This window comes from Bacillus sp. B15-48 (genome assembly GCF_016879755.1).
Classification (GTDB): Bacteria; Bacillota; Bacilli; order Bacillales; family Cytobacillaceae; genus Mesobacillus_B.
Map to the genome: position 1 here is coordinate 407,076 of NZ_WOFU01000004.1, position 24,999 is coordinate 432,074.

At 38.9% G+C, this 24,999-nt stretch carries 24 protein-coding genes; 4 read left to right on the forward strand and 20 right to left on the reverse strand.

What is annotated here, in order from left to right:
* Positions 1-156 precede the first annotated feature (156 nt).
* Positions 157-1,242: a glycosyltransferase family 2 protein gene (locus GNT69_RS15295; protein WP_343206507.1), complete on the reverse strand. Its 1,086-nt coding sequence runs from the start codon at positions 1,240-1,242 to the stop codon at positions 157-159.
* A 1,020-nt stretch (positions 1,243-2,262) separates the two neighbouring features.
* Here GNT69_RS15295 and GNT69_RS15300 point away from each other — a divergent pair.
* Complete coding sequence (locus GNT69_RS15300; protein ID WP_203555836.1) at positions 2,263-2,745, forward strand: hypothetical protein; 483 nt, start codon at positions 2,263-2,265, stop codon at positions 2,743-2,745.
* A gap of 407 nt (positions 2,746-3,152) precedes the next feature.
* On the opposite strand, the gene GNT69_RS15305 is transcribed toward GNT69_RS15300, so the two are convergent.
* Positions 3,153-3,923, reverse strand: a complete 771-nt coding sequence (locus tag GNT69_RS15305) for a tyrosine-protein phosphatase (protein WP_203555837.1) — start codon at positions 3,921-3,923, stop codon at positions 3,153-3,155.
* 440 nt (positions 3,924-4,363) lie between these two features.
* On the opposite strand from GNT69_RS15305, the gene GNT69_RS15310 reads away from it, so the two are divergent.
* Positions 4,364-5,581 carry an MFS transporter gene (locus GNT69_RS15310; RefSeq protein ID WP_203555838.1) on the forward strand — a complete coding sequence of 406 codons (1,218 nt, stop codon included), beginning with the start codon at positions 4,364-4,366 and terminating at the stop codon, positions 5,579-5,581.
* Positions 5,582-5,687: 106 nt separating this feature from the next.
* On the opposite strand, the gene GNT69_RS15315 is transcribed toward GNT69_RS15310, so the two are convergent.
* The 5 genes from GNT69_RS15315 to GNT69_RS15335 form a co-directional block, all read right to left on the reverse strand.
* Positions 5,688-6,476, reverse strand: a complete 789-nt coding sequence (locus tag GNT69_RS15315) for an ABC transporter substrate-binding protein (protein ID WP_203555839.1) — start codon at positions 6,474-6,476, stop codon at positions 5,688-5,690.
* A 207-nt stretch (positions 6,477-6,683) separates the two neighbouring features.
* On the reverse strand, positions 6,684-6,959 hold the full coding sequence (locus GNT69_RS15320) for a hypothetical protein (protein ID WP_203555840.1): 276 nt from the start codon (positions 6,957-6,959) through the stop codon (positions 6,684-6,686).
* A 92-nt stretch (positions 6,960-7,051) separates the two neighbouring features.
* On the reverse strand, positions 7,052-7,522 hold the full coding sequence (locus GNT69_RS15325; protein ID WP_203555841.1) for a (2Fe-2S)-binding protein: 471 nt from the start codon (positions 7,520-7,522) through the stop codon (positions 7,052-7,054).
* A complete protein-coding gene (locus tag GNT69_RS15330) occupies positions 7,515-8,357 on the reverse strand; it encodes an FAD binding domain-containing protein (RefSeq protein WP_203555842.1) in 843 nt (280 codons plus the stop codon). Before GNT69_RS15330 ends, GNT69_RS15325 begins: the two co-directional genes overlap by 8 nt.
* Positions 8,358-10,682: a xanthine dehydrogenase family protein molybdopterin-binding subunit gene (locus tag GNT69_RS15335; RefSeq protein WP_203555843.1), complete on the reverse strand. Its 2,325-nt coding sequence runs from the start codon at positions 10,680-10,682 to the stop codon at positions 8,358-8,360.
* Between the two features lie 182 nt (positions 10,683-10,864).
* Between GNT69_RS15335 and GNT69_RS15340 the strand changes: the two genes are divergently transcribed.
* Both GNT69_RS15340 and GNT69_RS15345 read left to right on the forward strand, forming a co-directional pair.
* A complete protein-coding gene (locus GNT69_RS15340; protein ID WP_203555844.1) occupies positions 10,865-11,794 on the forward strand; it encodes a YIEGIA family protein in 930 nt (309 codons plus the stop codon).
* Positions 11,787-11,987, forward strand: coding sequence for a capping complex subunit for YIEGIA (locus GNT69_RS15345; protein WP_203555845.1), 201 nt, complete (start codon positions 11,787-11,789; stop codon positions 11,985-11,987). Before GNT69_RS15340 ends, GNT69_RS15345 begins: the two co-directional genes overlap by 8 nt.
* Positions 11,988-12,031: 44 nt before the next feature.
* Here GNT69_RS15345 and GNT69_RS15350 read toward each other — a convergent pair whose 3' ends face one another.
* From GNT69_RS15350 to GNT69_RS15410, 13 genes are all read right to left on the reverse strand, one after another.
* Complete coding sequence (locus GNT69_RS15350) at positions 12,032-14,173, reverse strand: catalase (protein ID WP_203555846.1); 2,142 nt, start codon at positions 14,171-14,173, stop codon at positions 12,032-12,034.
* A gap of 437 nt (positions 14,174-14,610) precedes the next feature.
* Entirely contained in the window at positions 14,611-15,144 is a 534-nt protein-coding gene (locus GNT69_RS15355) for an NAD(P)H-dependent oxidoreductase (RefSeq protein ID WP_203555847.1), read from the reverse strand.
* Between the two features lie 111 nt (positions 15,145-15,255).
* The gene (locus GNT69_RS15360) at positions 15,256-15,864 is read right to left on the reverse strand and encodes a flavin reductase family protein (protein WP_203555848.1); all 609 of its coding nucleotides are present in this window, start codon (positions 15,862-15,864) and stop codon (positions 15,256-15,258) included.
* A gap of 225 nt (positions 15,865-16,089) precedes the next feature.
* Positions 16,090-17,367 carry a TRAP transporter large permease gene (locus GNT69_RS15365; RefSeq protein WP_203555849.1) on the reverse strand — a complete coding sequence of 426 codons (1,278 nt, stop codon included), beginning with the start codon at positions 17,365-17,367 and terminating at the stop codon, positions 16,090-16,092.
* On the reverse strand, positions 17,364-17,873 hold the full coding sequence (locus tag GNT69_RS15370; protein ID WP_203555850.1) for a TRAP transporter small permease: 510 nt from the start codon (positions 17,871-17,873) through the stop codon (positions 17,364-17,366). The genes GNT69_RS15365 and GNT69_RS15370 overlap by 4 nt, the downstream gene beginning before the upstream one ends.
* 91 nt (positions 17,874-17,964) lie before the next feature.
* Positions 17,965-19,017 carry a TRAP transporter substrate-binding protein gene (locus GNT69_RS15375; protein ID WP_203555851.1) on the reverse strand — a complete coding sequence of 351 codons (1,053 nt, stop codon included), beginning with the start codon at positions 19,015-19,017 and terminating at the stop codon, positions 17,965-17,967.
* A 72-nt stretch (positions 19,018-19,089) separates the two neighbouring features.
* Positions 19,090-19,857, reverse strand: a complete 768-nt coding sequence (locus GNT69_RS15380; protein ID WP_203555852.1) for a maleate cis-trans isomerase family protein — start codon at positions 19,855-19,857, stop codon at positions 19,090-19,092.
* The gene (locus tag GNT69_RS15385; protein ID WP_203555853.1) at positions 19,830-20,969 is read right to left on the reverse strand and encodes a zinc-dependent alcohol dehydrogenase; all 1,140 of its coding nucleotides are present in this window, start codon (positions 20,967-20,969) and stop codon (positions 19,830-19,832) included. Before GNT69_RS15385 ends, GNT69_RS15380 begins: the two co-directional genes overlap by 28 nt.
* 23 nt (positions 20,970-20,992) lie before the next feature.
* Entirely contained in the window at positions 20,993-21,796 is an 804-nt protein-coding gene (locus GNT69_RS15390) for a DUF3891 family protein (RefSeq protein WP_203555854.1), read from the reverse strand.
* A gap of 26 nt (positions 21,797-21,822) precedes the next feature.
* Positions 21,823-22,527, reverse strand: coding sequence for an isochorismatase family protein (locus GNT69_RS15395; RefSeq protein WP_203555855.1), 705 nt, complete (start codon positions 22,525-22,527; stop codon positions 21,823-21,825).
* 47 nt (positions 22,528-22,574) lie between these two features.
* Positions 22,575-23,507, reverse strand: a complete 933-nt coding sequence (locus tag GNT69_RS15400) for a CobW family GTP-binding protein (protein WP_203555856.1) — start codon at positions 23,505-23,507, stop codon at positions 22,575-22,577.
* Between the two features lie 163 nt (positions 23,508-23,670).
* The gene (locus tag GNT69_RS15405) at positions 23,671-24,150 is read right to left on the reverse strand and encodes an aromatic-ring-hydroxylating dioxygenase subunit beta (protein ID WP_203555857.1); all 480 of its coding nucleotides are present in this window, start codon (positions 24,148-24,150) and stop codon (positions 23,671-23,673) included.
* A gap of 228 nt (positions 24,151-24,378) precedes the next feature.
* A complete protein-coding gene (locus GNT69_RS15410; protein ID WP_203555858.1) occupies positions 24,379-24,996 on the reverse strand; it encodes a TetR/AcrR family transcriptional regulator in 618 nt (205 codons plus the stop codon).
* Positions 24,997-24,999: the final 3 nt, after the last annotated feature.

A 24,999-nucleotide genomic window follows, 5' to 3' on the forward strand; every position in this document is an offset into this window, starting at 1 on the left:
CGTTCGGATAAATTCAGAAAATACAGTAAAAGAACATTCACTCAAATGTTACATATATTTTCTAAAATTGTAAAGTAGCTTCCAGTAAATGTCTTACTAGTTTAAGAGAGAAAACTACATCTCACGAAACGACTGTGGGGTATGGTGTAAGGGATCTCAATCATTCTTGTTTCCTTTTTTCAAATCATTTAAGGAGTAAAACGTTCCTCGCCAATAAATTCCGCCTTGGATATAGGTTAAAATGGTTGCTCTAATAATTGTATAAAGAAATAGACTTGCAGTGATTGGGAAAGCAGCAAAAGTCAGTAAAGGGAATTTTGTTTCTTTTTTCAACACTAAATAATAAGTGATGAATATGAGCACAATTGCGACAAGACTGTATAAGCGAATCGCTGCGGTTCCAAACAGCAACAACCAAAACGGAAGAATTTGGGAGATGAAAATGCCTCCAATGGCAAATAGGACCATTGAAAGCCGATAATGCAACCCGGCAAACGTGTTTTTCTCGAGGCCGCGGATGGCTTCTGAAAGGTTGTTGTACCATATAACTTCCACAAAGTTTAATGCCTCTGCCAGATGTTGTCTGAATCCAGCTTTTTTAATTCTTAACGCTAGCTGAAGGTCATCATCTGGGCGCATTGCCAAACTTTTATGGGTGCCAATGGAAACATAAGCTTCCCTTTTCACTAAATTAAAGGCTCCAATCGAAACGCTTTGTTTCGAGTTAGCTGAGTTCGTTACCCAAGGACGCTTAAAATAATTAAAGCCAAATAAAAAGAATGAAATAAATGCTTGCAACCAGAAACCGTTCCCAGTGATATTTGGCATAACCGATAGATGGTCTACTTCATTTTGGTTAGCGTAAGAAATCGCTTTTTTAAATGCATGTTTATCGTATAAAATATCGCCATCCGTGAATAGTAGCCACTCCCCTTTTGCTTCTTGAAACCCCTTGTATAATGCGTGATTTTTCCCTAACCAGCCGGAAGGTAACTCATCAATATGGATGACTTGGAGACGAGGCTCTACCAGCAAAAGCTCAGTAATGATTTCACCTGTTTGGTCAGTCGAACGATCGTTGACCACAATCCATTCGATATTTTTGTACGTTTGCGCGAACTGGCTCAAAAGGCTGGCTTTTATTTGTTCCTCTTCATTTTTAGCTGCGACAATGACACTGATTAATTCGTTGTTATGAGAGTTGAATGGTTGATCAAGAGATTTAATCTTCTTCAATCCCACCGCAGTATCCACCGCGACGAACAGCCAAAATAGGCAAGTAACTAGCAATAAGATCTCGATTTCATTTTCCTCCCTTTACACGAATTTTAACTTGTTATACCACAAGTGACTAAAAAACTTAATATCAAAAATAGGAGCAATCCAAGTCGACCAATCAATGAGCAGACTCCAAAATTCCCTTTCTTTTTTTCTTCATTTTTGAAAGTTCAAACTTTAAGTCATCCCTCTGCTCTAATAATTTCGAGACTAACTTGGAAACATCTCCTTCTGTTTTAATTGCTTGATAGGATTCCGAAATTTTCCCATGGACAATCGTGAATATCTTTATTTACATCAGAGAACATGATGCTCTCTCCTTGGATTAGACTATACATTATCTATAGGATAACATAGGTAAATTGGACAAACATATCCATCTACATAGACGGCAAAACTACACAAACATAATGTGACCATCATATTTCTATTTTTTTTCAGGAGCATAGTCTGTTAATAATGCAATGATGATGAAAGCGAAAATAAGCAGGTTCAGGTGAAAACGGTTAAATTTACTTGTACTAATAAATTCTGTTACCGTCGATCTGTTTTCTCAATATATCCCCCCTTACCAACCTTAGGTCGTGGTGATTGGCAAATTCACCTCGAAACAAACAGCGAAATGTGGAGTGACGAAACAAAATTTTACCTCGTTAATACATTAACTGCTTATGAAAGCGCCGGAAAAGTCTTCCATAAAACATGGAAAGCCGAAATTGAGCGAGATCATCTATAAGAAAGACAGACACCGGGATAGTTCCGGTGTCTCTTTATTTGTTCACCCCTAGTGAACGCCAGAAGCCCCCATCAATTCTTCTTAAACAATCTGGAGTTATTCCCCATTATCAATACTTTTTACCTCCTCTAAAACCATGTAAGGTTTCCCCACAATTTATTATCTAGTTCAATGATTATGGTCGAGCGGAAAGCGACTGCTCCATATGTTAAAATGATGACAACGCTGGAAACCTTCTGGAGGTAACGATGATTTGGAAATGGCTAACTGTTAATGTCTTGACCGTTTTAATTATTCTCGTTTGGAGTCAAATTCAAGGCTATGAATCAAATAATGTACTACTTGGTAAACTTCTCGCACAAATGGCTTTTATCCTATTTTTAATCAACTTAAATATGTATTTTGTGTTTTTGATGATCCGTAAAAGTAAAATTAGACAAGTTAAAGTGAAGTTGGCGAAAATCTCGAAAAGAATGATGAAGTATCATATTCCGATTGCAATGACTGCAACAGGACTTATTCTTTTTCATGCTGGAATCATGATCAATGCTTATTGGGGAAATCTCTATAACATGAAATTAACCAGTGGCTACCTTGGATTCGTGTTATTAGCGATTTTATTATTTAGTGGACTTTTAAGGAGAAGGAAAGCAACAGGAAAAAGGCGGAAGTTTCATTACGTGATGGCATTTGTCTTTTTTGCCATCGTTTTGATTCATATCTTTTTATAATGAAAAACCACCCTTGCGAATTTGGCTTGTTATGTAAAGGAAAAGCTTTAACAAAAAATTCGAGCAATAAAAACCTTTAATAGCCTCGATCCCATTTTCGCTACCGAAACCGCTCGCTATATGTCCGCCATACGGTGCGGACCAATATCGACCATTTGGGCTGGATCTCCAACTTTCACTTTTTCCGCTCTTTCTCCAATATACGCCCATTGGCATACCGATTTAATCACCTTCTTTAAGAGGTGAACTGTTTGACGAGGGTTCTCGCCTAATCACTAAAACCATATTAATTTCCTCTTTCTCGTTAAATTTAACCATGACTTGGCATGGTGGAAAAATGGAAAGCCCGTAAGAAATGAACATTCCTTCCGGGCTTTTTAGCAGAAATTCAACCGATTCCTAATCTATTAACCTAAACAAAAGTCTTTGATTCTTTTTCTAATTTCTGTTGTAATCCCATACTCCTGTAAAAGATAATTCTCGATATCACCATAATGATGCAAGATTGAATTCATTGCCGCAGTTACATAATCTGGCTTCAAAAGGAACCCATGTTTAAATTGATTCAATTCATCCTCGCTCACATGTGGAGCGACTTTCATAAAAATCTTATGATAAAAAGGTTCTAATAATTGGTTTGATAAAAGATAATCATCTAAAATCTTGTCAAAAGGAACTCCAAGTGTCATTTGGATAATCATTGCTCCCACACCGGTTCGATCACGTCCTAATGAACAATGATGAATCAGCGGCAAATGTACTTCTGGGATTTTCAACTTTTCCATCAATCGTTTATAAGCTGGATTTTTTATCGCCATTGCCCCATAAGAATTGAGGAACCTTTCGTTTGTAAATTGCAGATAATAATCTTTTGTTTTTTCAGGATTATAATTGGTGATATTTTCCGCCACTGAAGCAGAATACCGTTCGTATACTGCCTGACCAATCACAGGGTCCGGTTTGAGTTTAGCTTCCGCCTGTCTACGATAATCAAAAATACTTTTTATCGCTAAAGAGTCTAGGAAGCTTTTATCCTCTCTTGTTAGCCTTGATAATTCTCCTGAGCGAAACAGAATTTTTTGTTTAATCCTTCCCCCCTCACTCGTTTCTAATCCGCCCATATCACGAAAGTTAATTCCACCTTCTAAAGGAAGAATATATTCAGTTGCTTTTTCCACCACGACCTTCACCTTCCTATTTTTCCTGGATAATCATCTGATAGTCAATCCCTAGTCTTGCGGTGACTCCCGGTCTAAAGCCTTCATGACCACATCGGTCTCTTTTATAAGTCGTCTGATCATAAGCTGATTTTCGTGATCTTTCAAAAATGAAGAACAACTAAATAGTTAGTTGAACGACCAGTACATTTAACTATTTCTTTTGCATCAAAGAAAGTCTGTTTTTAGCATTAATAGTAACAATTTTCAGAAAATATCTCAACAACTAAATACTTGTCCCTTCCCTTTCAAAGCTCATTCATTTGAAATAAAAAAAGAATCTGTTATAATACACATTAGTTACGCAAATCGACTGAATGTTCTGATTATAATTTCAATCCATTTCCTTAAGCAGGGTTTGAAATTTTTTTCAAATTCGATGAATGGGGTAGAGTCTAACAATGAATAGAACGAAAGAAAGACTGTGGACGAAAGATTTCTTATTGTTTTCGGTGAGCGCCTTCTTTGTCGGACTTATCTTTCTGTTAACTATGACGACGGTAGCGGAATACGTCTTATCCAAATTCGATGCAACGAATAGCAGTGCTGGGCTTGCTGCAGGGATTTTCGTTATTGGCGTGATTATTTCCCGTTTGTTTACCGGAAAATATCTTGATATTATCGGGCGTAAAAAACTCCTTATTACTGGAGTTATTTTCTCCTTCATAATCTCTTTGCTTTACTTTCCTGCAGAAAGTTTAAATTTTCTTATTATGGTCCGCTTTTTACACGGGCTCGTTATCGGATTAGTTCTGACTGTACTACAAACAGCTGTCCTAGATATTATTCCCAAAGCGCGAAAAGGAGAAGGGATTAGTTATTTTTCACTCGGTTTCATCCTAGCATCAGCCTTTGGACCGTTTCTTGGGGTAGTGATCATGCAATACGCAAACATCATTACGATTTTTATTCTCGTTACAATCGTATCAGGTTTGAATATAATCCTTGTCTTTCTAATAAATATAAAAGAAACTCATATCACTAAAGAACAACTCAATGAATTAAAAGGATTCCATGTTAAAGATTTTTTCGATAAGACCGCAATTCCAATCTCCTTAATCATGTTTATTAATGCGTTTGCGTACTCAGGGATTCTATCCTTTCTTGCCTCATATTCGAAAGAAATTCAGTTAATGTCCGCTGCTAGTTTCTTTTTTATTATCTATTCGATTGCCGTCTTTTTATCTAGACCGACTACAGGCAAATTACTTGATACAAAAGGGGATAATATTGTCTTCTATCCCGCCATTCTTTCCCTATCTGTAGGGCTGATTGTCCTAAGTCAGGCTACGCATGGGGTTGTGCTCCTTATAGGTGCTGCGCTCATTGGTTTCGGTTATGGAAATTTACTATCCGCCGGGCAAGCAATTGTGACGAAAAACACGCCAAATCATCGAGTTGGGGTTGCAACCACCACTTACTTTTTTGGCATTGAAATCGCAATTGGCATCGGTCCAACTTTTCTAGGTTTTTTTGTTTCCGCCTTCGGTTTTCGTAGTATGTACTTGATACTCGGAATCACCGTCTTTTTTAGCCTTATCTTGTATTATTTCGTCCATGGAAAAAACCAATCATACGAAAAACCGGTGTCCCAAACTAGCGAACATAATAGTGTTTAATGAGGTAAGGCAAGAAAATAACTGATATTGTAGAAATATATAGAAACCGCTGCAGCAGTCTGCAGCGGTTTCTAATCGTCATTAAGTGTTACATAATCAAACAGTTCTATCCTTCCAATGATTCTACCAAGTTTTTAAAATAGTTGGCGGCTGAAAGCATGTGCGAACCGTACCAAAACATTTCACCTTCAATATTAACGGCTTTGACATTTGGCATCATCGCCGTAAATTCAGCTTGATGTTGTTGTTTAAACGGATACGGTTCCGAAGCAAGAAACACATAGTCTAAATCGGCTTTTTGAAAATCCTCTTCGGTGATAACTGGATATCTGCCGTTGAGGTTTGTAAATGGATTAATGAGGCCCATTCTTTCTAAAACGGACTGAATATATGTATCTTTTCCTACCACCATATATGGTTTCTTCCAGATTACATAGGCTGCTCGTTTTGCTTGCACTTGCGGTATTTTGGCAAATTGTCCTTTTATTTGTGCAACCAAATTGTCTGCTTGCTCTTTCCGATCGGTCAACTCGCCCAGTTCTAACATCATTTCATATGCATCTGAAATCGATTGCACATCAGCTACATACACAGGAAAATCCTTTTCAAGACTTTCCACAATCTCCTTTGTGTTTTCTTCCTTTTCAGCGATAATCAAATCAGGCTTGATTTCGTGAATGACTTCTTCCTTAATCTGTTTTGTTCCACCCACTTTTGTTACTGCCTTTACTTTGTCTTCTGGAAGAATACAATACCTCGTTATCCCTTTCATTTCGTTTTCTAATTGCAGAGCAAATAAAGTTTCAGTAATTCCTGGACAGATTGAAACAATTTTTTTCGGTGGATACTGATATTCTATTACTCTTCCAAGGCGATCTTCTGCCTTTTTAAGCATCCGTATTCCCCTCCCTTTTATAAGATTCATAATGTTTTATACAATTTAGTTTACCATAAACCTGAAGTCTTGAAGTGGTGATATTTCTGCCGGTTTATTTGCGATAAAACAAACTACCACAGTACGAATGACTGTGGTAGACCCAAAATTTTATACTATCTAATCTGTTAAAAAAGAAGCAAAAGAGTTACCTCTTGCTTCCTGCGATTATTGCTGTTGTATTTGTTGTTGCTGAACTTGCTGGAGCTGCTGAGTGACTTGCTGCAGTTGCTGTTGGACTTGCTGATATTGTTGCTGTTGAGCTGGTTGAGCACTATTTTGAGCTTGCTGCAGTTGCTGAGTAGCCTGCTGCAGCTGTTGCTGAACTTGCTGAATCGCTTGCGGATTTGCTTGTTGTGTTGCTTGTTGCAGAGATTGTTCTGCTTGCTGAAGAGCTTGTTGCGCTTGTTGCGCTGCTTGTTGAACTTGTTGATTTTGTTCCATGTTTATATTCCTCCTAAACATCGTAATGAAATTACTCGTTTAGTATGTCAACTTTGGATAAAGTAAATGTAATTACTAATTATAGTATTTTTTCACATAGATTCCTTCGTATCATTTACTAACACCGATTTGATCGCCTCTTCAATTTCTTTGTATCCTGTACAGCGGCAAATATTCGATTCTAACCAATCCTTGATTACCGTATCATCTGCATTTGGGTATTTTTGAATTAAGGCGTGACAATTCATAATAAAGCCTGGGGTACAATAGCCACATTGGAAGGCAAATTTTTTTATAAACTCCGTTTGAATCGGAGTATTTTTTAGTCCTTCCACTGTGGTCACTTTTTTACCGACGGCTTCTATCGCTAACATTAGGCACGATTTCATCGAATCGCCATCAACGTCAATGGTACATGCACCGCAGTCACCATTTAAACAACCTGGTTTTGCACCTGTTAGCCCTAGTTCTTCACGCAGAACAAATAATAACGTATCCGCATTTCTTACATACACGCTACGGTTTTCACCATTTAAATTTAACATTATATCACTTTTATACATTTGCCGCTCCTTCCAATTCATTCAGTACGTCATGTAGCGTATTTTTCAAAACAAACCTTCTATACTCTGCAGAACCGTTTACATCATCAAGGATAGGCGCAGGAATTCGCTCGATTGCTTTATCAACTCTTGCCTCTAACGAAAGTTGTTGATTATTTAAACTATCTTCCATATGCATATCACGAAAAGGAAAGGAACATAACCCGCTAAACGCCACTTTGATTTGTTCATTTTTTTTCAGTGCTGCCACTGTTATTAATGGATAACCAACATCCCATTGTCTGCGCTTTTTCACACTTAGCGATGGCCATTCCATTTCCGACAACTCTGTAATAACTTGAACAAGGAACTCCCCTTTATCTAATTGTAATGTTTGATTGAATACATCTTTTATCGGCAATTGTTTTAAACCAGTCTGACTCGCAATCACAACTTGACTATCGGTTAGCAAAAGTGGCAGAACCGTTTCCCTAAAAATAATATTGGCACATATATTTCCACCTAGCGTAACTTTATTTCGGGCGGTATGGTCAGCAATTTCCACAATGACTTTATTTAAAAATGGGAAAAGTTGCATGTCTCTAATCCTTGTTAAAGTTTGCGCTGCTCCTAATATCACTTGATTGTTATCTTTTTTTAAGACAAGGCATTCCGGGATTGCTTTAATATCAATAGCAGCATCTGTAAAAAGCTGATTCCTTCTTCCTAGCGTAATCAGTTCGGTTCCTCCTGAAAAGTACATTGGCTGCTTTCCTTGTTCCTCAAGTGATTGATACAATTGTGTCGCTTCCGTTAGAGAGGTTGGCTTATAATATTCAAAGTCAAACGATATCATCTATTCATCCACCGCTTTCTTTTCCTTCCAAATGAATTCAGGAGTAAGAGGCAGTTTATTTAATTCCACTCCCGCTGCAACCGAAAGGCTGTTAGCTAATGCAGCAGGCATGCCAATCAATCCAATTTCCCCTAATCCACGTGCTCCATATGGGCCGTCAAGATGAGGGGTTTCCACAAAATGAACAATATATTCGGGATGTTCACCATAACGGAATGGAGTATATGTACGCAGCCGTGGATTTAATACGATTCCCTCATTATTAAATACAAATGTTTCACTGCTCCCAAAATTCAGCCCCATACTCATCGCACCCATTACTTGTCCTTCAGCCAATTTTAAATTTAATACTTTTCCAGCATCGATGACAGAATAGGCCTTTACTATTTTATAAGTGTAATCTCTTATATCAAACTCCACTTCTACACCTTGAGCCCCTACTGTGTATTCCGGCCCTGGCTTCCCTTTCCCTGTCTCATGGTCAATATGGGTCAAATGTCTTAAAGTGTATGTTCCTCTGCCAATCACTTGACCGCCAATTGAGTAACCAGTTGGATATTTATAACCGTGACAAATCTCTTTTATTTGAATAAACGTATCAGGTTCATCCCTTACATAGACTTTTTCATTTCCTACATCCAAGTCATCAGGTGAACAGATCAGAACACGCGATGCGATGTCCTTCAATTGTTCAATTGCATCGTCTGCCGCTTTTAGTAGAGCTCTTCCAGCCATTAACGTTCCTCTGCTGGCAGCTGTTTTCCAATGCTTAGGAGTTGTTTGTGTATCAACTTCCATCTTGACATGAATTTTATTCATATTCATTTTTAGTTTTTCGGCAAGTAATTGAGCAAGGATTGTTTTGGTCCCTGTTCCAATTTCGACAATCCCTGATAAAATGTTCACGCTGCCATCCACGTTAAAAGTTAGCACTACCCCGGAATTCGCTTCGGAATCAATCGTTGATGTTTTCCAAATGCAGCTGACTCCTTTTGCTCTTATTTTCCGATTACTTACTCGAATAACGGTTCCCTCTTCCCAGTTCATTAATTGCTTCAACCTGTCGATACATTGAGGTAAATTTCCAACTGTACTGGCGTTAACACGCATTTGTGTTGCTGTTGTCAGACCAGGTAAGATTGAATTTTTCTTGCGGAGCTCTAATGGGTCAATGCCAAGCTTTTGCGCAAGCATATCCATTGCTCGTTCAAATGCAAATAAAAGCTCAGAATGACTAAAGCCCCGGTAGGCCGTTGCATATGGATGATTTGTATAAACACATAATGAATCGCATGATATATTTTTAATATAATAGGGACCCGTACATGTAACTGCAGCAGCCCGACTGATTGTAGCCCCCTTATCGGAATAAGCTCCCGAGTCAAACATGTATAAAATTTCGGCTGCAGTTATTTTCCCTGCTTTTGTCGCCCCTAGCTTTATATTCGCATCAAGGCCAATATGTACAGGAGAGGTGATCATATCTTCTTCCCTTGTATTCAATAGTTTAACCGGTCTCCCACCAACAGCATGTGTAGCCATATAAGCAATCAACTCCAGTTGCACAGCCACTTTTCCTCCATACCCTCCGCCTACAAGTGGTGTTTTTACAATGACTTTCCCTTCATCTAGATCGAAATATCGATTCATTAGTTCTTTTATGATAAAGGGGGATTGAGTCGATGATGAAAACACAACAAAACCATCTGGGCGAATTTCTGCTGTCACACATCTTGTTTCCATCGCAATATGATCGGACGGGGAGAAGGAAAAACTTGCCTCAATCGTTACATCACTTTCATTCCACCCTATTTCCATATTTCCTTTCCGTATTTTCGTTCGATCAGCAATATTTGTATTCGGCTCGGGATAAACATGCTCGATTCTTTCATACGCAGCTAAATTTTCATGGATTAAAGCAGCATCTGGAAGAAGAGCTTCCTTCGGGGAATTTATGACAGGCAGAGGTTCATACGTCACCTTAATCAATTCGGCAGCCTTTTTTGCTTCAACTAAACTATCTGCTACTACTGCAGCTACTGGTTCGCCATGATATCTTACTTTTTCAAAAGCAAGTGGCGGTCGATCATTAATTTCTTCTCCCGTCAGCGGGGCTGGCTTTCCAACTAAAATGGCTCGAACTCCAGGTGCATGAAGTGCTTTCGTTGTGTCAATTGCTTTTATTTTTGCATGGGCATAAGAACTAGCAACTAACTGAATATGCAACATCTCTTTCGATGAATAATCAGCCGTATATTTTGCTGCCCCTGTTACCTTTTCCATTGCTTCTTTCCGGTAAATACTTCTTCCAATGTTCGAGTTCATAAAATAAACCACCTTTAAAAGCAAAAAAAATTATCGATTCATTACTGTCTTTTTACAATATTATCGGTTAATTTCCCCTTCTTCATTCATTAAGAAAAATTCTGCTATAAGTAGCATTTGTATAAAAACATCCATTAAACAAATTCTAATACTAAAATTCTTAGTAAGGAGCTCTACATAACATGGCCAATAACAATGATTTAATTTCCACTGAAATGTTAGTCCTTATCATTACCGCAACTGTGATTGGAACATTAGCACGTTTTCTGTCGCTTAAATTAGATTATCGCCAGTATCCCAATTATCCGAACGGCTATTTAATCCATCTCGTAACAGGTGGAGTGGCTGCTGCATTAGGGGCTTTTATCATCCCTACTCTCATGACCAAGAATTTTACTGCGGTTACATTTTTAGGAATTGCTATACAACATTTTCGTGATGTCCGCAAGGTTGAAAGAGAAAGTCTTTTAGACCTCGAAGGAGAGGAATTTGCCAAACGAGGCAATGCCTATATTGATGGAATTTCAAAAATATTTGAATCGCGCAACTATATTACACTCATCGTAGCCTTTACTACAGCACTCGTTATTCAGCTCTTTCAATCATTTTTAGATGTACCGACATGGATTGAAGTCTTTGCTGGTTCAGTAATAGGCCTTGTATTATTTTACTTTTTAAAACATTTTACAGCGCGTCAAAAAATCGGTGACATCGTTACTGTGACGGAAGGGGAAATTGAAATAAAAGGCTCTGATCTCTATGTGGATGGAATGTTCGTTTCCAATTTAATGGGAAGGGAGGAAGCGAAAAATTGGTTCCTTGAAGAAGGAATCGCTGCTGTGATCCATCCGAATAAGGATCACTTTCAAATTCCACTTATGAATAACGGTCAACGACAAGCTATTTTATTTGAAACAACGCGAAGATTAGGACAAAGGAAAATATATAGTGCGCAAAACCCTACAGACGGGAAAGTTATCATTGCCATCGTTCCAATCATCCAAAATTTTGAGCTATTAAAAGAAACAATTTTACTTACTCCTTTACTGGAGACTGTGAAAAAGAACCCTGAAATCTTAAAAACAGCAAAGGAAGTGAAAGCCGATGAGTAAAGGCGAAGGAGGAGCTAAAGGAATTCTTGCCTATATTACAACCGATAAAAGCCGCCATATCGGGGGAGCCCCCTTAGCAATATTAGCAAAAGATGAAGATGAATTAATTGACATTTCTAACGCAATCGCCGAAGCATTTTTAGCCAATCTGCTTCAATTAAAAAATGGAGATTGTTTAGTAATAAAAAAATAGCTTTATACAGTGGGCCTTTTATCCCTACTGTATAAAGCCTCTATTCAACCACTCATTTTTCCGTCTTGGTTCTGTCTCATCCAGTGGCGATGTTGGGCAATCGAATGGATGAATTCTTGGGTAAAACTATTCAAATCTGCTGTGTTGCGAATGGTTACAATTCCTAAGTCTGAGAACAATTGTCCTTTCGTCTCTGGTCCAGCGGTAGAGATCCGTTGCACATCAGAGGAAGTTAATAAATCTACCCCCTCGTTCGTTGCCCCTATTGCTTTAGCATGGATAAAGGCATCGCTCAAGAAATCTTTTGCTTCTTTATGCATCGTTAATGTGTCCACACTGTTTTTACCTCCAGGAATATAGAGTGCATCATACATAATCGAACCACTAGTCGCATAACTTTTCGTTGCCTCTAATTGTTGCCCTTCTGCACTCGAAATCATTCCTAAATTTTTACTAATTATGTCCGCATGGACTCCAGAGCCGGCCAACGCTGTCATCACCATTGTGACATCATTAAAATTAAAACCCTTTTCTATAAGAATCGCTACTTTTCTCGTTCGAGGACTCCGAATCGTTGTTTCTTGACTCACCGCTGATGACGAAGCTGTAATCCCAGTCCCGCCAGAATTCGCTGGCGGATCGACACCAATTCCTTGGGCAATCTGAACGGCAAGGTCTCCATCAACATTATTAAACATTTCAACAACCCGCTGCTTAATTTGCTTATCTTTGACACTCCCGACTTCAAAATGAAAAGCTTTAACAATATGCTGTTTTTCAATAGGAGACATGCTGTTCCAGAAAAGGGTTGCCTGTTGGTAGTGATCATTAAAGCTCTTACTCCGTTTCCGGACCTTTTGCCCGTCCACTTTCTCAGCATAATGCGTGTAACCATGTTCCATATCACTTGCTGGTTGCGGCGAATTATTCCGGAGAGAATTTGGCGAATAACTTACTGCCCCTTTATCGATTGTCATGCGATGAAACCCATCTCGTTGGTTGTTATTTACCGGCGCTATCGGACGGTTAATCGGAATTTCATGAAAATTAGGCCCGCCCAAACGAAGAAGCTGTGTGTCAGTATAGGAAAACAGCCTTCCTTGTAATAACGGATCATTGCTAAAATCAATACCAGGTACAACATGCCCAGGATGAAAGGCTGCTTGTTCAGTCTCAGCAAAGAAGTTATCCTGATTGCGATTCAACGTCATCTTTCCAATGATTTTGACAGGAACGATTTCCTCCGGCCAAAATTTAGTCGGATCAAGAATATCAAAGTCGAATGTAAACTCCTCTTCTTCTTCTAATAGTTGAACACCCAGTTCATATTCAGGATATTCTCCATTATTGATTGCTTCCCAAAGATCACGCCGATGAAAGTCGGGATCCTTTCCAGCCAGTTTCTGTGCTTCATCCCAAGCGAGAGAATGAACACCGAGCAAAGGCTTCCAATGAAACTTCACAAACCGGGCTTTCCCCTGTTCATTAACGAATCTGAAAGTGTTAACACCAAAACCTTCCATCATCCGGAAGCTTCGAGGAATCGCTCTGTCAGAAAGAAGCCACATAATCATATGTGCTGTTTCAGTATTACTGACGACAAAATCCCAAAATGTATCATGTGCAGCTGACGCTTGAGGGATTTCATTATGTGGTTCAGGTTTGATGGCATGAACGACATCCGGAAACTTAATCGCATCTTGAATAAAAAAGATAGGAATATTGTTTGCAACTAAATCATAGTTGCCATCTTCTGTATAAAATTTAGTCGCAAAACCTCGGACATCCCTTACCGTATCAGCTGAACCTCGTGATCCGACAACCGTAGAGAATCGGACAAAAACGGGAGTCTTCACTGACGGATCTTGTAAAAATTTCGCTTTCGTATATTCCGTCATCGGTTCGTATACTTGGAAATAGCCATGAGCTCCAAAACCACGTGCATGGACAACCCGCTCTGGAATCCGTTCATGGTCAAAATGAGTCATCTTTTCCCGAAAATGAAAATCCTCCATCAGGGTAGGTCCTCTTTCGCCTGCTTTAAGTGAATCATCTGTGTTCGTGACGCGTACACCCTGGTTGGTTGTTAGTTTGGTATTTTTATGATCAACACGGAAACTTTCCAACTGCTGATTTTTTTTGTTCTCGTCGTTTACTGACCCGTTCTGTCGTTGTTCCTTATCCATTTCTTTTCCTCCTTCTCTCAGTTTATCCCAGTTATTCTCCCTTGCTCAGCCCTTTGCAGAAAAGAAGCATGTTTAGAAAAGGGAAGAAGTTACTTAACAAAATATGGGAATTCAACCAATAAACGTATTTTCCTCATTCCGATTTAATTTATGCATCGGAATAAAGAAAACTCGCCGATTGGGCGAGCTGGATCGCGGAGAAGGAGTCTGTTAATGAATGTAGCAAAATCTCAAACAACCTGCCTACTGATGGGCCTGCAATAAATTGTTCCAATTCAAGAACTCTTAAGCCTGATAATACTTTTTTCTGTCACTTTCGTGATCCTCATGATGCAGTTTTCGAATTAGCCTAATCAAGTAGAATTTAATCAATGAATTTTCTGCGGATATAAAATCGGATATTTCCATAAAACTAGGAAATATCCAATCATTTATCCTTATTCAAAAATATCTTTGGCAAGAATATAATTCACATACTCTCTTGCACTTTCTTGAACCTCTTCTTGTAATGCTGTGTATGCGCCGTTAAAGACAAAAGCAGGTAAATATTTTGTACCTATTAGATTGCTAGTTGCTTGGAAGGGCTTTAATAGTTCACTCATAGAAAAATGATTCCGACCCCCTGCTTGGTATTTTTCTTTCCCACTTCCAGATGACACTGCTAAAATGAGCTCTTTTTTATGTAGTTTCGTTCCATTTGAACCATACGCCCATCCACGTGTCAAAACTTCATCAATCCATTTTTTCAGAAGTGGTGGAGAGCTATACCAATAAAATGGAAACTGCCAAACAATCCGGTCATGTTCCTCGCACAACCTTTGCTCTCTCTCTATATCAATTCGTTCATCTGGATATTTTTTATATAGCTCAGATACAGTTATTTCAGAATGTTTCTTCAATTCTTTCACCCATGTTTTGTTGACAACTGAAGTTTCTAAATGTGGATGAGCAACAATGACTAACACTTTCATATAAACCCCCATTACGCTATCTGTTCATTGTATTTCTCAGTCTTTCCGTATCCTTTTCCTTCTATCATTTTTGTGCAAAAACTCATTCAGGATCCCTAGTAGTATTCAGACCTATTTAGGTCTTTTGATTGAAAACAACTCACCGATAGTTGCATAATTGCTACCAGCCAACCGGCTCACAGCAGCCAAGCCTCTTGCGTCAATTCTTCCTTTCTCATAAATACCACTTTGTATATGAAATTGAACAACTCTGCCAATAATGAGGTCACAAGCTGGGGTGTCCATATCTCCTAATTCTATCGCTTGTTCCAATTTACACTCCATACGAATCTTTGCTTCTTTAACTCCCGGTACAGAGACTTTTGTGCTTTCGATTGAAGTTAATTGAGCTAACTCAATTTCGCTTTGATCAGAGGGCAGGCTCGCTGCTGTTTCATTTATTTTTTCCACATTTTGATTATCGACAATATGAACGACAAATTCCTTCCGTTCGATAATATTTCTCGCGGTATCCTTCTGTCTTCCTTCAAACCTTTGAATTGATACTGAAATCATCGGCGGATTTGAACTGACAATATTAAAGTAACTGAATGGCGCCCCATTTAAAACCTCACTTTTTGAAATCGTTGTAACGAATGCAATAGGTCTTGGGATAATACCTCCTGTTAAAAATTTATATTTTTCTACTTCAGTCATATTATTAGGATCGATTGAATACATAAATACACCTCTTTTTAAGACTTATTCACTTTCTACGCAAGCAGGAGCGCTACCGTTTCCTTTTTCTCTAGCTTATCAATTACGTAGATACCCAGTTTTTTTATTAAAAATATTTCCCTATATTTCTTGTTGTACAGCAAACTTGCGAAAGAACGATTCTTCCCCGGCAACTAATAATTGTATAAACTGAGTTTTTCAATCTAGTCTAAAAAACGCTTCGATTTGTTATCCGTATACAAAAGTAGGCAGCAAAGTAGAAATGGATGGGATATAGGTAATGATTAACAATGCAATTATTGATACCCAAAGAAATTGAAAGATACCAGGCAACATTTCGCTTAATTTCATATTTGTGATGCTGTTAGCAACAAAAATATTCAGTCCGAAAGGCGGTGTAAAAGTGCCGAGAGCCAAATTCAGTACCATAATAATTCCTAAATGAATAGGATCGATGCCTAATGAGATTGCACTCGTCAACAGTAATGGCGCAATCACTACTAAAGCAATCGTGGAGTCAACAAACATGCCAATGATTAAAAGCATGAAGTTCAAGAACAGTAAAAACGTCCATCCGGATGTAAATGTTTCTGTAACGAATGCTGCCAACTGTTGCGGTACCTGGCCTGCTGTCATTAGCCATCCAATCGCAGATGCTGACGCCACTAAAATTAGTACTTGGGCAGATGTTTTGGCTGATTGAAAACAAAGATCATATAATTTTTTCCAGGTGATTTCTTTATAAATAACCATGCCGACAAAAATTGAATACATGGCTGACACACCGGCTGCTTCAGTCGGCGTAAAAATACCAAGGGAAATGCCACCGACAATAATCACAGGGACCATTAGCGACCAGGATGCATTTTTGATAGAGTGCGCAATCTCTTTTAATGAAACTCGTTCACTTTTAGGGAAGTTTTTTGTTCTTGAATAGATATAAATATACAATAGTATGAAACAGGCAAAAAAGAGACCTGCTCCCAATCCAGCAAGAAATAAAGAGCCGACAGATGTATTGGTGGCACTTGCATATAAAATCAAAGTAATACTCGGCGGGATCACAAGAGAAACAGCACCCGATTGAATGATAAGGCCGCTGGAGAAGGTTTTCGGATATCCTTGCCGTAACAATTCAGGATACATAATTCTCCCCATCGCCACCACCGTAGCTGGACTTGACCCCGAGAGCGCCCCAAAAAACATAGAGCCTGTTTGCGTAGCCATCGCAATCCCCCCAAAAAAATGGCCAACTAAGGCTCTTGCAAAAGCTAAGATTCGTGTAGAGAGCCCTCCTACATCCATTGCATTTGCTGCCAAAATAAAGAATGGTACAGACATCAAAACAAACTTATCAATTCCTCCAAAAATTCTTTGGATCGCAACCATCGAATCGATATCTGTGAACACCATCAACGTGATAAAGGTTGAAAGAATTAAAGAAATATAAATTGGCGTTCCAATGAGTAACAAGAAAAACAATATAACCAACAAAGCAATGATCATCGGAAATCCACATCCTTAAGCACAGGAATATCATTCTTTTCATTATGATCAAAATTGGTTGAAAAACATTTTATTAACTGCTGTACATACCGGATAATTAATAAAAATCCTGACAAGGGGATAATTCCATAAATAAGGGCAAACGGCACGCCAAGTCCCGGCGTTAACTGACCATTTCCGAAAGTAAACTGCAGCAATTTAAAGCTATACCATGTGAAAATAACACTAAAAATTAAAGATAATACATAAATGACAAACATTAATCCCTTTTTGACTTTTCCTCTTACCAATTGCGGAATAAACTCGATGCTAAAATGCTCATCATTTCTGGCACACACACTAATTCCAATAAACGTGACCCAGATTAACATAAAACGGATCAGCTCTTCAGACCATGTTATTCCTTTTCCAAACATCCTTAGCGTAACATTCACAAGCACCAACAAGGTTGCAAATAGAATACTAAATGAAATAAAGGCTTCTTCGATCTTATTGATGATTTTCATTCTTTTCCCCCCTTAAAAGGAACCGTATTAAATGAAGTACTCTCACTCACTTCCTCGAAGTGAGTGAGAGTACTTCAAGACATGGTCTTACTTAATTTACACCGGTTTCCTCATATATGCTTTCAAGTAATTCCTTTTGATCAGGCGTATTAATCAATTCTTCATGTAAAGGTTGTGACAATTTAATAAACTCCTGTCTTCCTTCTTCCGTTAACTCATGGACTTCAAGTCCTAATTCAGGAAATTCTTTTAGCTTCTTTTCAATTGATTCTCTCGTGAGATCTTTGGCAAATACCCTTGCCTCTTCTTCAGCTTCTATTAAAATCTTTTGCGTCCCTTCATCCAATCCATTAAACCAGTTCGAATTAGCTACCATCATATAAAACTGATATCCATGATTTGCTATGGTTATATGATCTTGCACTTCATAGTATTTCGCTGAATAGATTGTCTCTAACGGATTTTCTTGAGCATCCGCCACGCCTTGTTGCAGTGCATTGTATGTTTCTGTAAACTCAATCGGCACCGGGTTCGCTCCAAATGCTTCATACGTCTTTTGTAAAATTTCTGAAGGAATTACGCGCATATTTATGCCCTTCAAATCTACTGGAGATTGAATCGCTCTGTCTTTTGTTGTAATAGCCTTGAATCCACCTGCCCAAAAACCAAATCCCTTCAATCCGGTAGGCTCCAATTTTTCTAACGCGAGCTCACCGACTCCCCCTTCTAAAATACTCCAGATTTCATCTTCATCACTCGGCCATAGAAAAGGATATTCAAACACCTGTAAATGGCTTGCATTAAATGATGTCACAGTTGAAAGCAAGGTTTGAGCCATTTGAATAGTCCCCATTTGAACTTGCTCTGTCTGTTCTCGTATTGAGCCCAACTGGTTATTTGGATAATATTCGACTTTGATTTTACCATCCGATTTTTCTTCAACAAGTTCTTTGAATTTTTCTCCACCAAGTGCTAATGGGTGGCCTTGAGGTACAATACCGGCAACCTGAATGAATAATTCTCCGGAATTTTCAGTATTTACACCGGAAGATGTAGTTTGTCCACTCTTTCCACAAGCAGATATAATAATAATAGATAAAAGCAATAAAACTGTAGTGATGAAACGTTTATTCAAACTTCTCATTTTTCAACCTCCTATTGATTATTTTTGATTGAAATAGAAATGAAAAAGAAGGGGGGCAAGGCCCCCTCTTATCTATTTCGATACCGCAGATTTTTTCGCAAGCAGGCTCCCCGCGTTCGGTACAACAGGGGCCAAATTTAAATTTTTTAAAATTTGATGGACCGTTGCAGTAGCTGCAGACAGAACTGGTAAACCGAGTTCATCCTCTACCTTTTGGATGGCTGGAAGAGACGGCATTTGAACACATGCGGAAAGGACTACTGCATCGGCGCCTTCCTTGTTCAGTTTTCTAGCATGTTCAAGAAGATTCATTGGGTTAAGGCGCCCAACTTCTAGGTTGTCAGAAACTTCAAGACTGATTGCATCAATCACTTCAATCCCACTCGTATTCAAGTACTCAACCACCATGTTTGTCAGTGGCTTCATGTATGGTGTGATAATGGACACTTTTTTCGCACCGAGCTCTTTGATACCTTCAATGAGTGCCCCGGCACTGCTCACAACCGGTGCGTTGTCGTTGTTGTTTGCAACGACCTGACACAAGCGTGTTTCAGATTCTGCATGATAACCTGGTCCCTGGGACATAATGGCAATCAAGCAGGCATAGGCAAGAACATCACATTTTGCATCAGAAAGTTCCAATGCACAGCGGTCGCTGTCCTCATCCATCTTTTTCAGCTCTTCCTTCGTTACATGCATCATTCTCATCCGGCTTGAATGAAATGTATAGGACTCTTCGGGAAACAACTCTGCTCTGTTGCGGAGCATTGCCGGAATTTCAGTTTCCATCGTTGTGTTTGAGCTAGGTACAATTAAACCGACTCGATAGTTTTTTTGCATGTTTCTTCCTCCTTATGGTCGATGTTTTTATTTACAACAGCTACGTGAATACAGCCGTCTAATCCTTTTGCATGGGTATTTACAGCTTCATACGTTTCGGCAATGTCAAAGTCATGTGTAATCATTTTTTTCAGCGGATAGCGTTCTGATTCAATTAGTTTTAGTGCGACACCGACAGCTTTTTTCGGACGGCCTAATACCCCTTTGACTGTTAACAACTTCCAGGTGATTTTACTTGACATGACTTCATCTGTTAGCAAATGATCTGTTCCTGAATGGACAATGACACCGTGGTAACCGGCAAGATCCAAAGCGGTCTTAAATTGAATTGGTGAAGTTGCTGCATTGATAACGGTATCTGCCATTTTTCCGTTTGTAATTCGGGATACTTCCTCAACGATATCCTGCTTATCTGCATACAGGACGTAGTCTGCACCCATTTCTTTAGCAATTTCCAAACGATGCTTATCTTTTTCGAGACCGGTGACGATAATGGTTCCTGCGCCCGCTTCCTTCGCTCCAATTACGGAACCAAGTCCCATCGGTCCAGGTCCTTGAATAACAACCGTATCTCCAACCGTTGTTTCCCCAACTTCCTGCACCCAATGAACCCCGTTGGAAACCGGAATGAACAGCGTCAACAAATCAGCTGGCGTTTTTTCATTTACTTTATGGATAATCGAGTTTGGATGCAAATACATGTATTCTGCAAATCCGCCCCAAAGAGCTGTTTTTTCATGGTTAATATCCATTGCTCCATATCTTAAATCGAAGCACAAATGATAATTCCCTGTTAAGCAAGGATCACAGTGTCCGCATGGCACGTACTCCTCGACAATGACACGGTCTCCTTTTTTGACGTTCCATCGCTTTTCTGCTTCCGGTCCAATTTCATCAATATATCCGACAATTTCATGTCCGATAATACAAGGCAAGTTAAAGACGGCATTCCCTCCGAAGAGGAAGCCTTCACTGTCAAGTCCACAAACTCCGCATGATTCTATATGGAGAAGGCCATCATTACTGCCGATTTCCGGTATTGGGAATTCCATAATTTCTATTTTTTCTTTTCCTTTCAAAACAGCGGCTTTTGCATGAGTTGGTCTAGTCATTTAAGTAACCTCCACTATGATTCTTATTTGCTCCTAATCTTCCATTTCATCTCTTCAAACGGAGCCTGTATTATCGCTTCTTTCAGCTCTGCATGGGAGCTGTATCGCTTATTTTCAATCCTGCGCAATTTTACTGTCGTCTCAAATTCTTTGCTGAACGGAAACGGGTCTACTACAAGAGAACCATCACCAGGTAATTGCACATTGAGTTGAATGCCTTCAGAATGCTGTGTTTTGCGAACCGGACCAAGAACTGCTTCTGTTTTGTCTTCTAGAGTGTTCAAAGAAACGAGCTGGGACATGCGGTCCATTATTTGCAAAATCTCATAGTCCATCCAAATCTTATCTTCAAACTCACTTCTCTTTTGGTTAAACTCCCAATAATTCATTTTTACATCGACCCACTCTTTTTGTGTTTCGATGATTGTTTTTTGCATAAAGTCTTTAAGATCCTCAGGAATCTTATAAGTAAAAGTTGGGTCATAGCCGAAACGGCTTGTATATAGTCCAATCCAATGCATGCCAATCAGCATTCCAGCATATGGGTCTTCTTCAAGAATCTTTTTATAGCCGTTCGAATAAAACTTTACGTGTTGTTTTATATTAATATTGATAAAGTTGACAGGCTTGCCTGTCTCCTCATCAAACAGCACTTCCGCATCAGGCTCAATCCAGCCGATGTCATGCTTTTCAACTGCTGTAACGAGTGACTTGGAAATGGGTTCAAACTCGTCATTTCCCCAATGGTTGGCTACTTGGCCTGCTTGAACAGAATGATCAAACTGATTTACAATCCAGATTTCATTATTGTGCTTAGTTACAAACATATTTTCCCCTCCTAAAATTCTATTTCTTACGCATGTTCTAAGTTTTTCTTTAGAGCTGCAATGACCTCATCCGTTGAAACAACATCAGCGTATTTTTGCTGCATATCAAAAAGGTTTATGGCATGTGTCGTAATCCCTCTGTCAAACACACATTCTTCTGGAACGATAACATTGAAATTGTATGAAAATGCATCAACAACTGACGCCCGAACACATCCGCTCGTTGTAGTGCCCGCAACAATTAAAGTATCAACATTATTTTCCACAAGGTAGGAGATAAGTGGTGTTCCAAAGAAAGCACTCGGCTTCTTTTTAGAAATGACAATTTCACCTGGTACAGGCTCAATTTCCTTTACAACTTTTGTTCCTTCTCCACCTTCAAGGAGGGTCGGATGATTAAACACATTCCCTTTAATCGCTGTGCGTTCATTGGAGTTGTGTTTGTGTCCTTCAATTATCGTGTAATAGACAGGAATGCCAGCTTCACGGGATGCTTCTAGCACTCTCTTAATATTGGGAACCGCTTTCCAAGCATCTGCCCCGCAGCTTGTCGGATATTTTTGAATGGATTGTTCAATATCCTCTGCCTCTTCACCTGTAAAACCGTATTGTACATCGATGATGACAAGCGCCGGTTTGTTTCCGATTCCTGTCATTTTCCCTAATCCCGCACCGGAATAGATTTTTAGGTCCCTTGGATCCAAGTATTGATCCCAAATTCTTTTTGTCACGTCGATTCCATCCTCCTTCAAATATATAAAAATGCTTCTAAGTAAAACTATTCAGTCATGGAGAGCCATTTTTCTTTCAGGTCACGCCCATTTAGGTCAACACCTATTAGAACGAGGTAAAAGCGGTCGGTCTCTTCCTCTTTCCACTCCATTCGCTGGACACCGGAATATTGCAGTAAATAGGAGCGTTCCTTTTCTCCCGCACTTATAGGGACAAATCCTTTAGCCCGGATGATTGTACCGGCATGTTTCTTAAAAAATGCCTCAACATCTTTCATCCGAACTGCTTTCTCAATCGGTAATGCTGTCGTTGTCATACTTGTAAATGCTGGACTCTCGCTTTTTGAGTCAGTTATAGGAATGGGCGGTACAGATTGACTCATTCGATTAAGCATTTGCTCCATGTCTATATTTCCGTATTGCCCGAAAACAATCGTAGCTGATGAGTTTTGCTCTCTTAACATTTGTTCGATGTTACCTTTATCTTTTTCTGCAATGAGATCTGTTTTATTCACAACAATGAAATTGGCCAATCTTGTCTGACTATTCATTAAGTTATTAATATTTGGTTCATTGTTATTTAGTAAGTACTCACTATCTACGACGGTAATGACCATTCTCAAAGAAACCTTTGCGATAATTTCACTCTCATTTAAAACTTTCGCTACTTCTTCGGGATCTGCAACACCTGTTAACTCAATAAAAATGGCATCTGGCTTCGTTTGCAATAGCTTGTCGATACTACTTGCTATTTCACTCTTCTTACTACAGCAAATACAACCGTCGAGAAGTGTTTCTACATTTTCTGCATTACTTTTTCTCGATACAAGCATCCCATCAATATCGATTTTTCCTCGTTCATTTATTAAAACTGCTGGCGGCTTCCCTTTCTGTCTGAACACTTGTAGCATGTTTAAAAGTAAGGTTGTTTTGCCGCTTCCTAAAAAGCCACTTATAATGACGACTGGAACCCTTCTCATATTTGACCACCAAATCTATTAGATATCTTTTTTTACGAACTTGTATTTACGTGTCGCTAACCAATGTTAGTTTGTACTAACTAATATATATGGTACATAATATTCAGAATACTGTCAATACAAGTTATTGTTAAAATTATCAGTTTTTTATTGTCGTAAAAAATTATAAAAGGAAACTCATATTGCCCAAATACTCATTGTTATTTAGTAATTCGATTTTCTTGAAGCGGATTTTAAAGTCGTCCTCTTTAGGTACAAGATGGTGTTCCATCCGAGCCGTATAGATAGTCTGTATTCCCCTTCTTAATTCAGTGAGCATCAAGTTCGAGGTGACAATGATCTCGTCTTCATTTTCATCGAGGACTTCAACATTCGTGATTAAATGGCACGTTTCCGAACGCGGCTCCTGACCGTATGCCAAACCTGTTTGCAATCGCCATACTCGCTCTTCAAGGCGTTCGCGATTATCATATATGATGGATACATGTGTTTCTGGATCAATGTCAGCACTGTTGCATGGCAACCAGTATATGCAGTCGTCAGTAAACATGTCCAACCATTCATCAAGCTCGTGACTGTTAATGTATCTTGCTTCTTTATATAAAAATGTTTCAATTTGTTCCAATTTGACCTTTGTTTGCATCCTCCTATCCTCCTATTCCTATTTTATTAACCTTTTCTACTTATAAAAAAGCAAAGAAGATTATTATAGTTAGCGCTAACCAACATTGAAAAAAAGGACATTTAAAAACATCGCTTATTGTACTCGAATAATGATGTTCATTTGTGTAATAAATGTCCGATTCTTTTAAGCGGTGAAATGAATCACCTTGAGCCGTTTTAAATGCCATGCTTGGCATTCACAATTCTCTTAATTAATGGCATCTGACAGGACTTCTGGTTCTAAAGCGCTCACAAACAGCAATACTGCTGTTTCCATATATTCGTTTTCTTTCACTGAAGTGATTTGGTGTCCTTCCACAAAGTTACGGGAAATAAATTCTCCATAAAGCATGTAAAGGTAGGCCATGGCGAGCGCCTCTAAATTCTCTATTGACTTCATGCGCCCCTTTTCCTGCATGTTCGCGAAATATTCAATAATGAGCTCTTTCAATTGGCGGGGATGCTTGTTGATTTGTTCAAAAAGCCCCTCTACCCTGTTTCCTTCCTTAATTGCAATGCGAATGATGTTTAAGTTTTTTTTCATCATTCGATGATACGCTTTACTAATCATTAACAAATCTTCTTTTAAATCATCGACGATTTTATTCTGGAATATTTCCTTCATCGATACCGTGTAATAAAATTTGTCAATAGCAGTTTCTAATAATGCCCGTTTCGTTCCGAAGTGGCGAAATAACGTCATTTCACTTACTCCTGCTTCTTGGGCAATTTCCTTTGTAGAGACTGCTTTATAGCCCTTTTCAGCAATCAAGTTAATCGCCGCGAAAAGGATGCGATCACCCGTGTCTTCCATATTGATTGCCATATG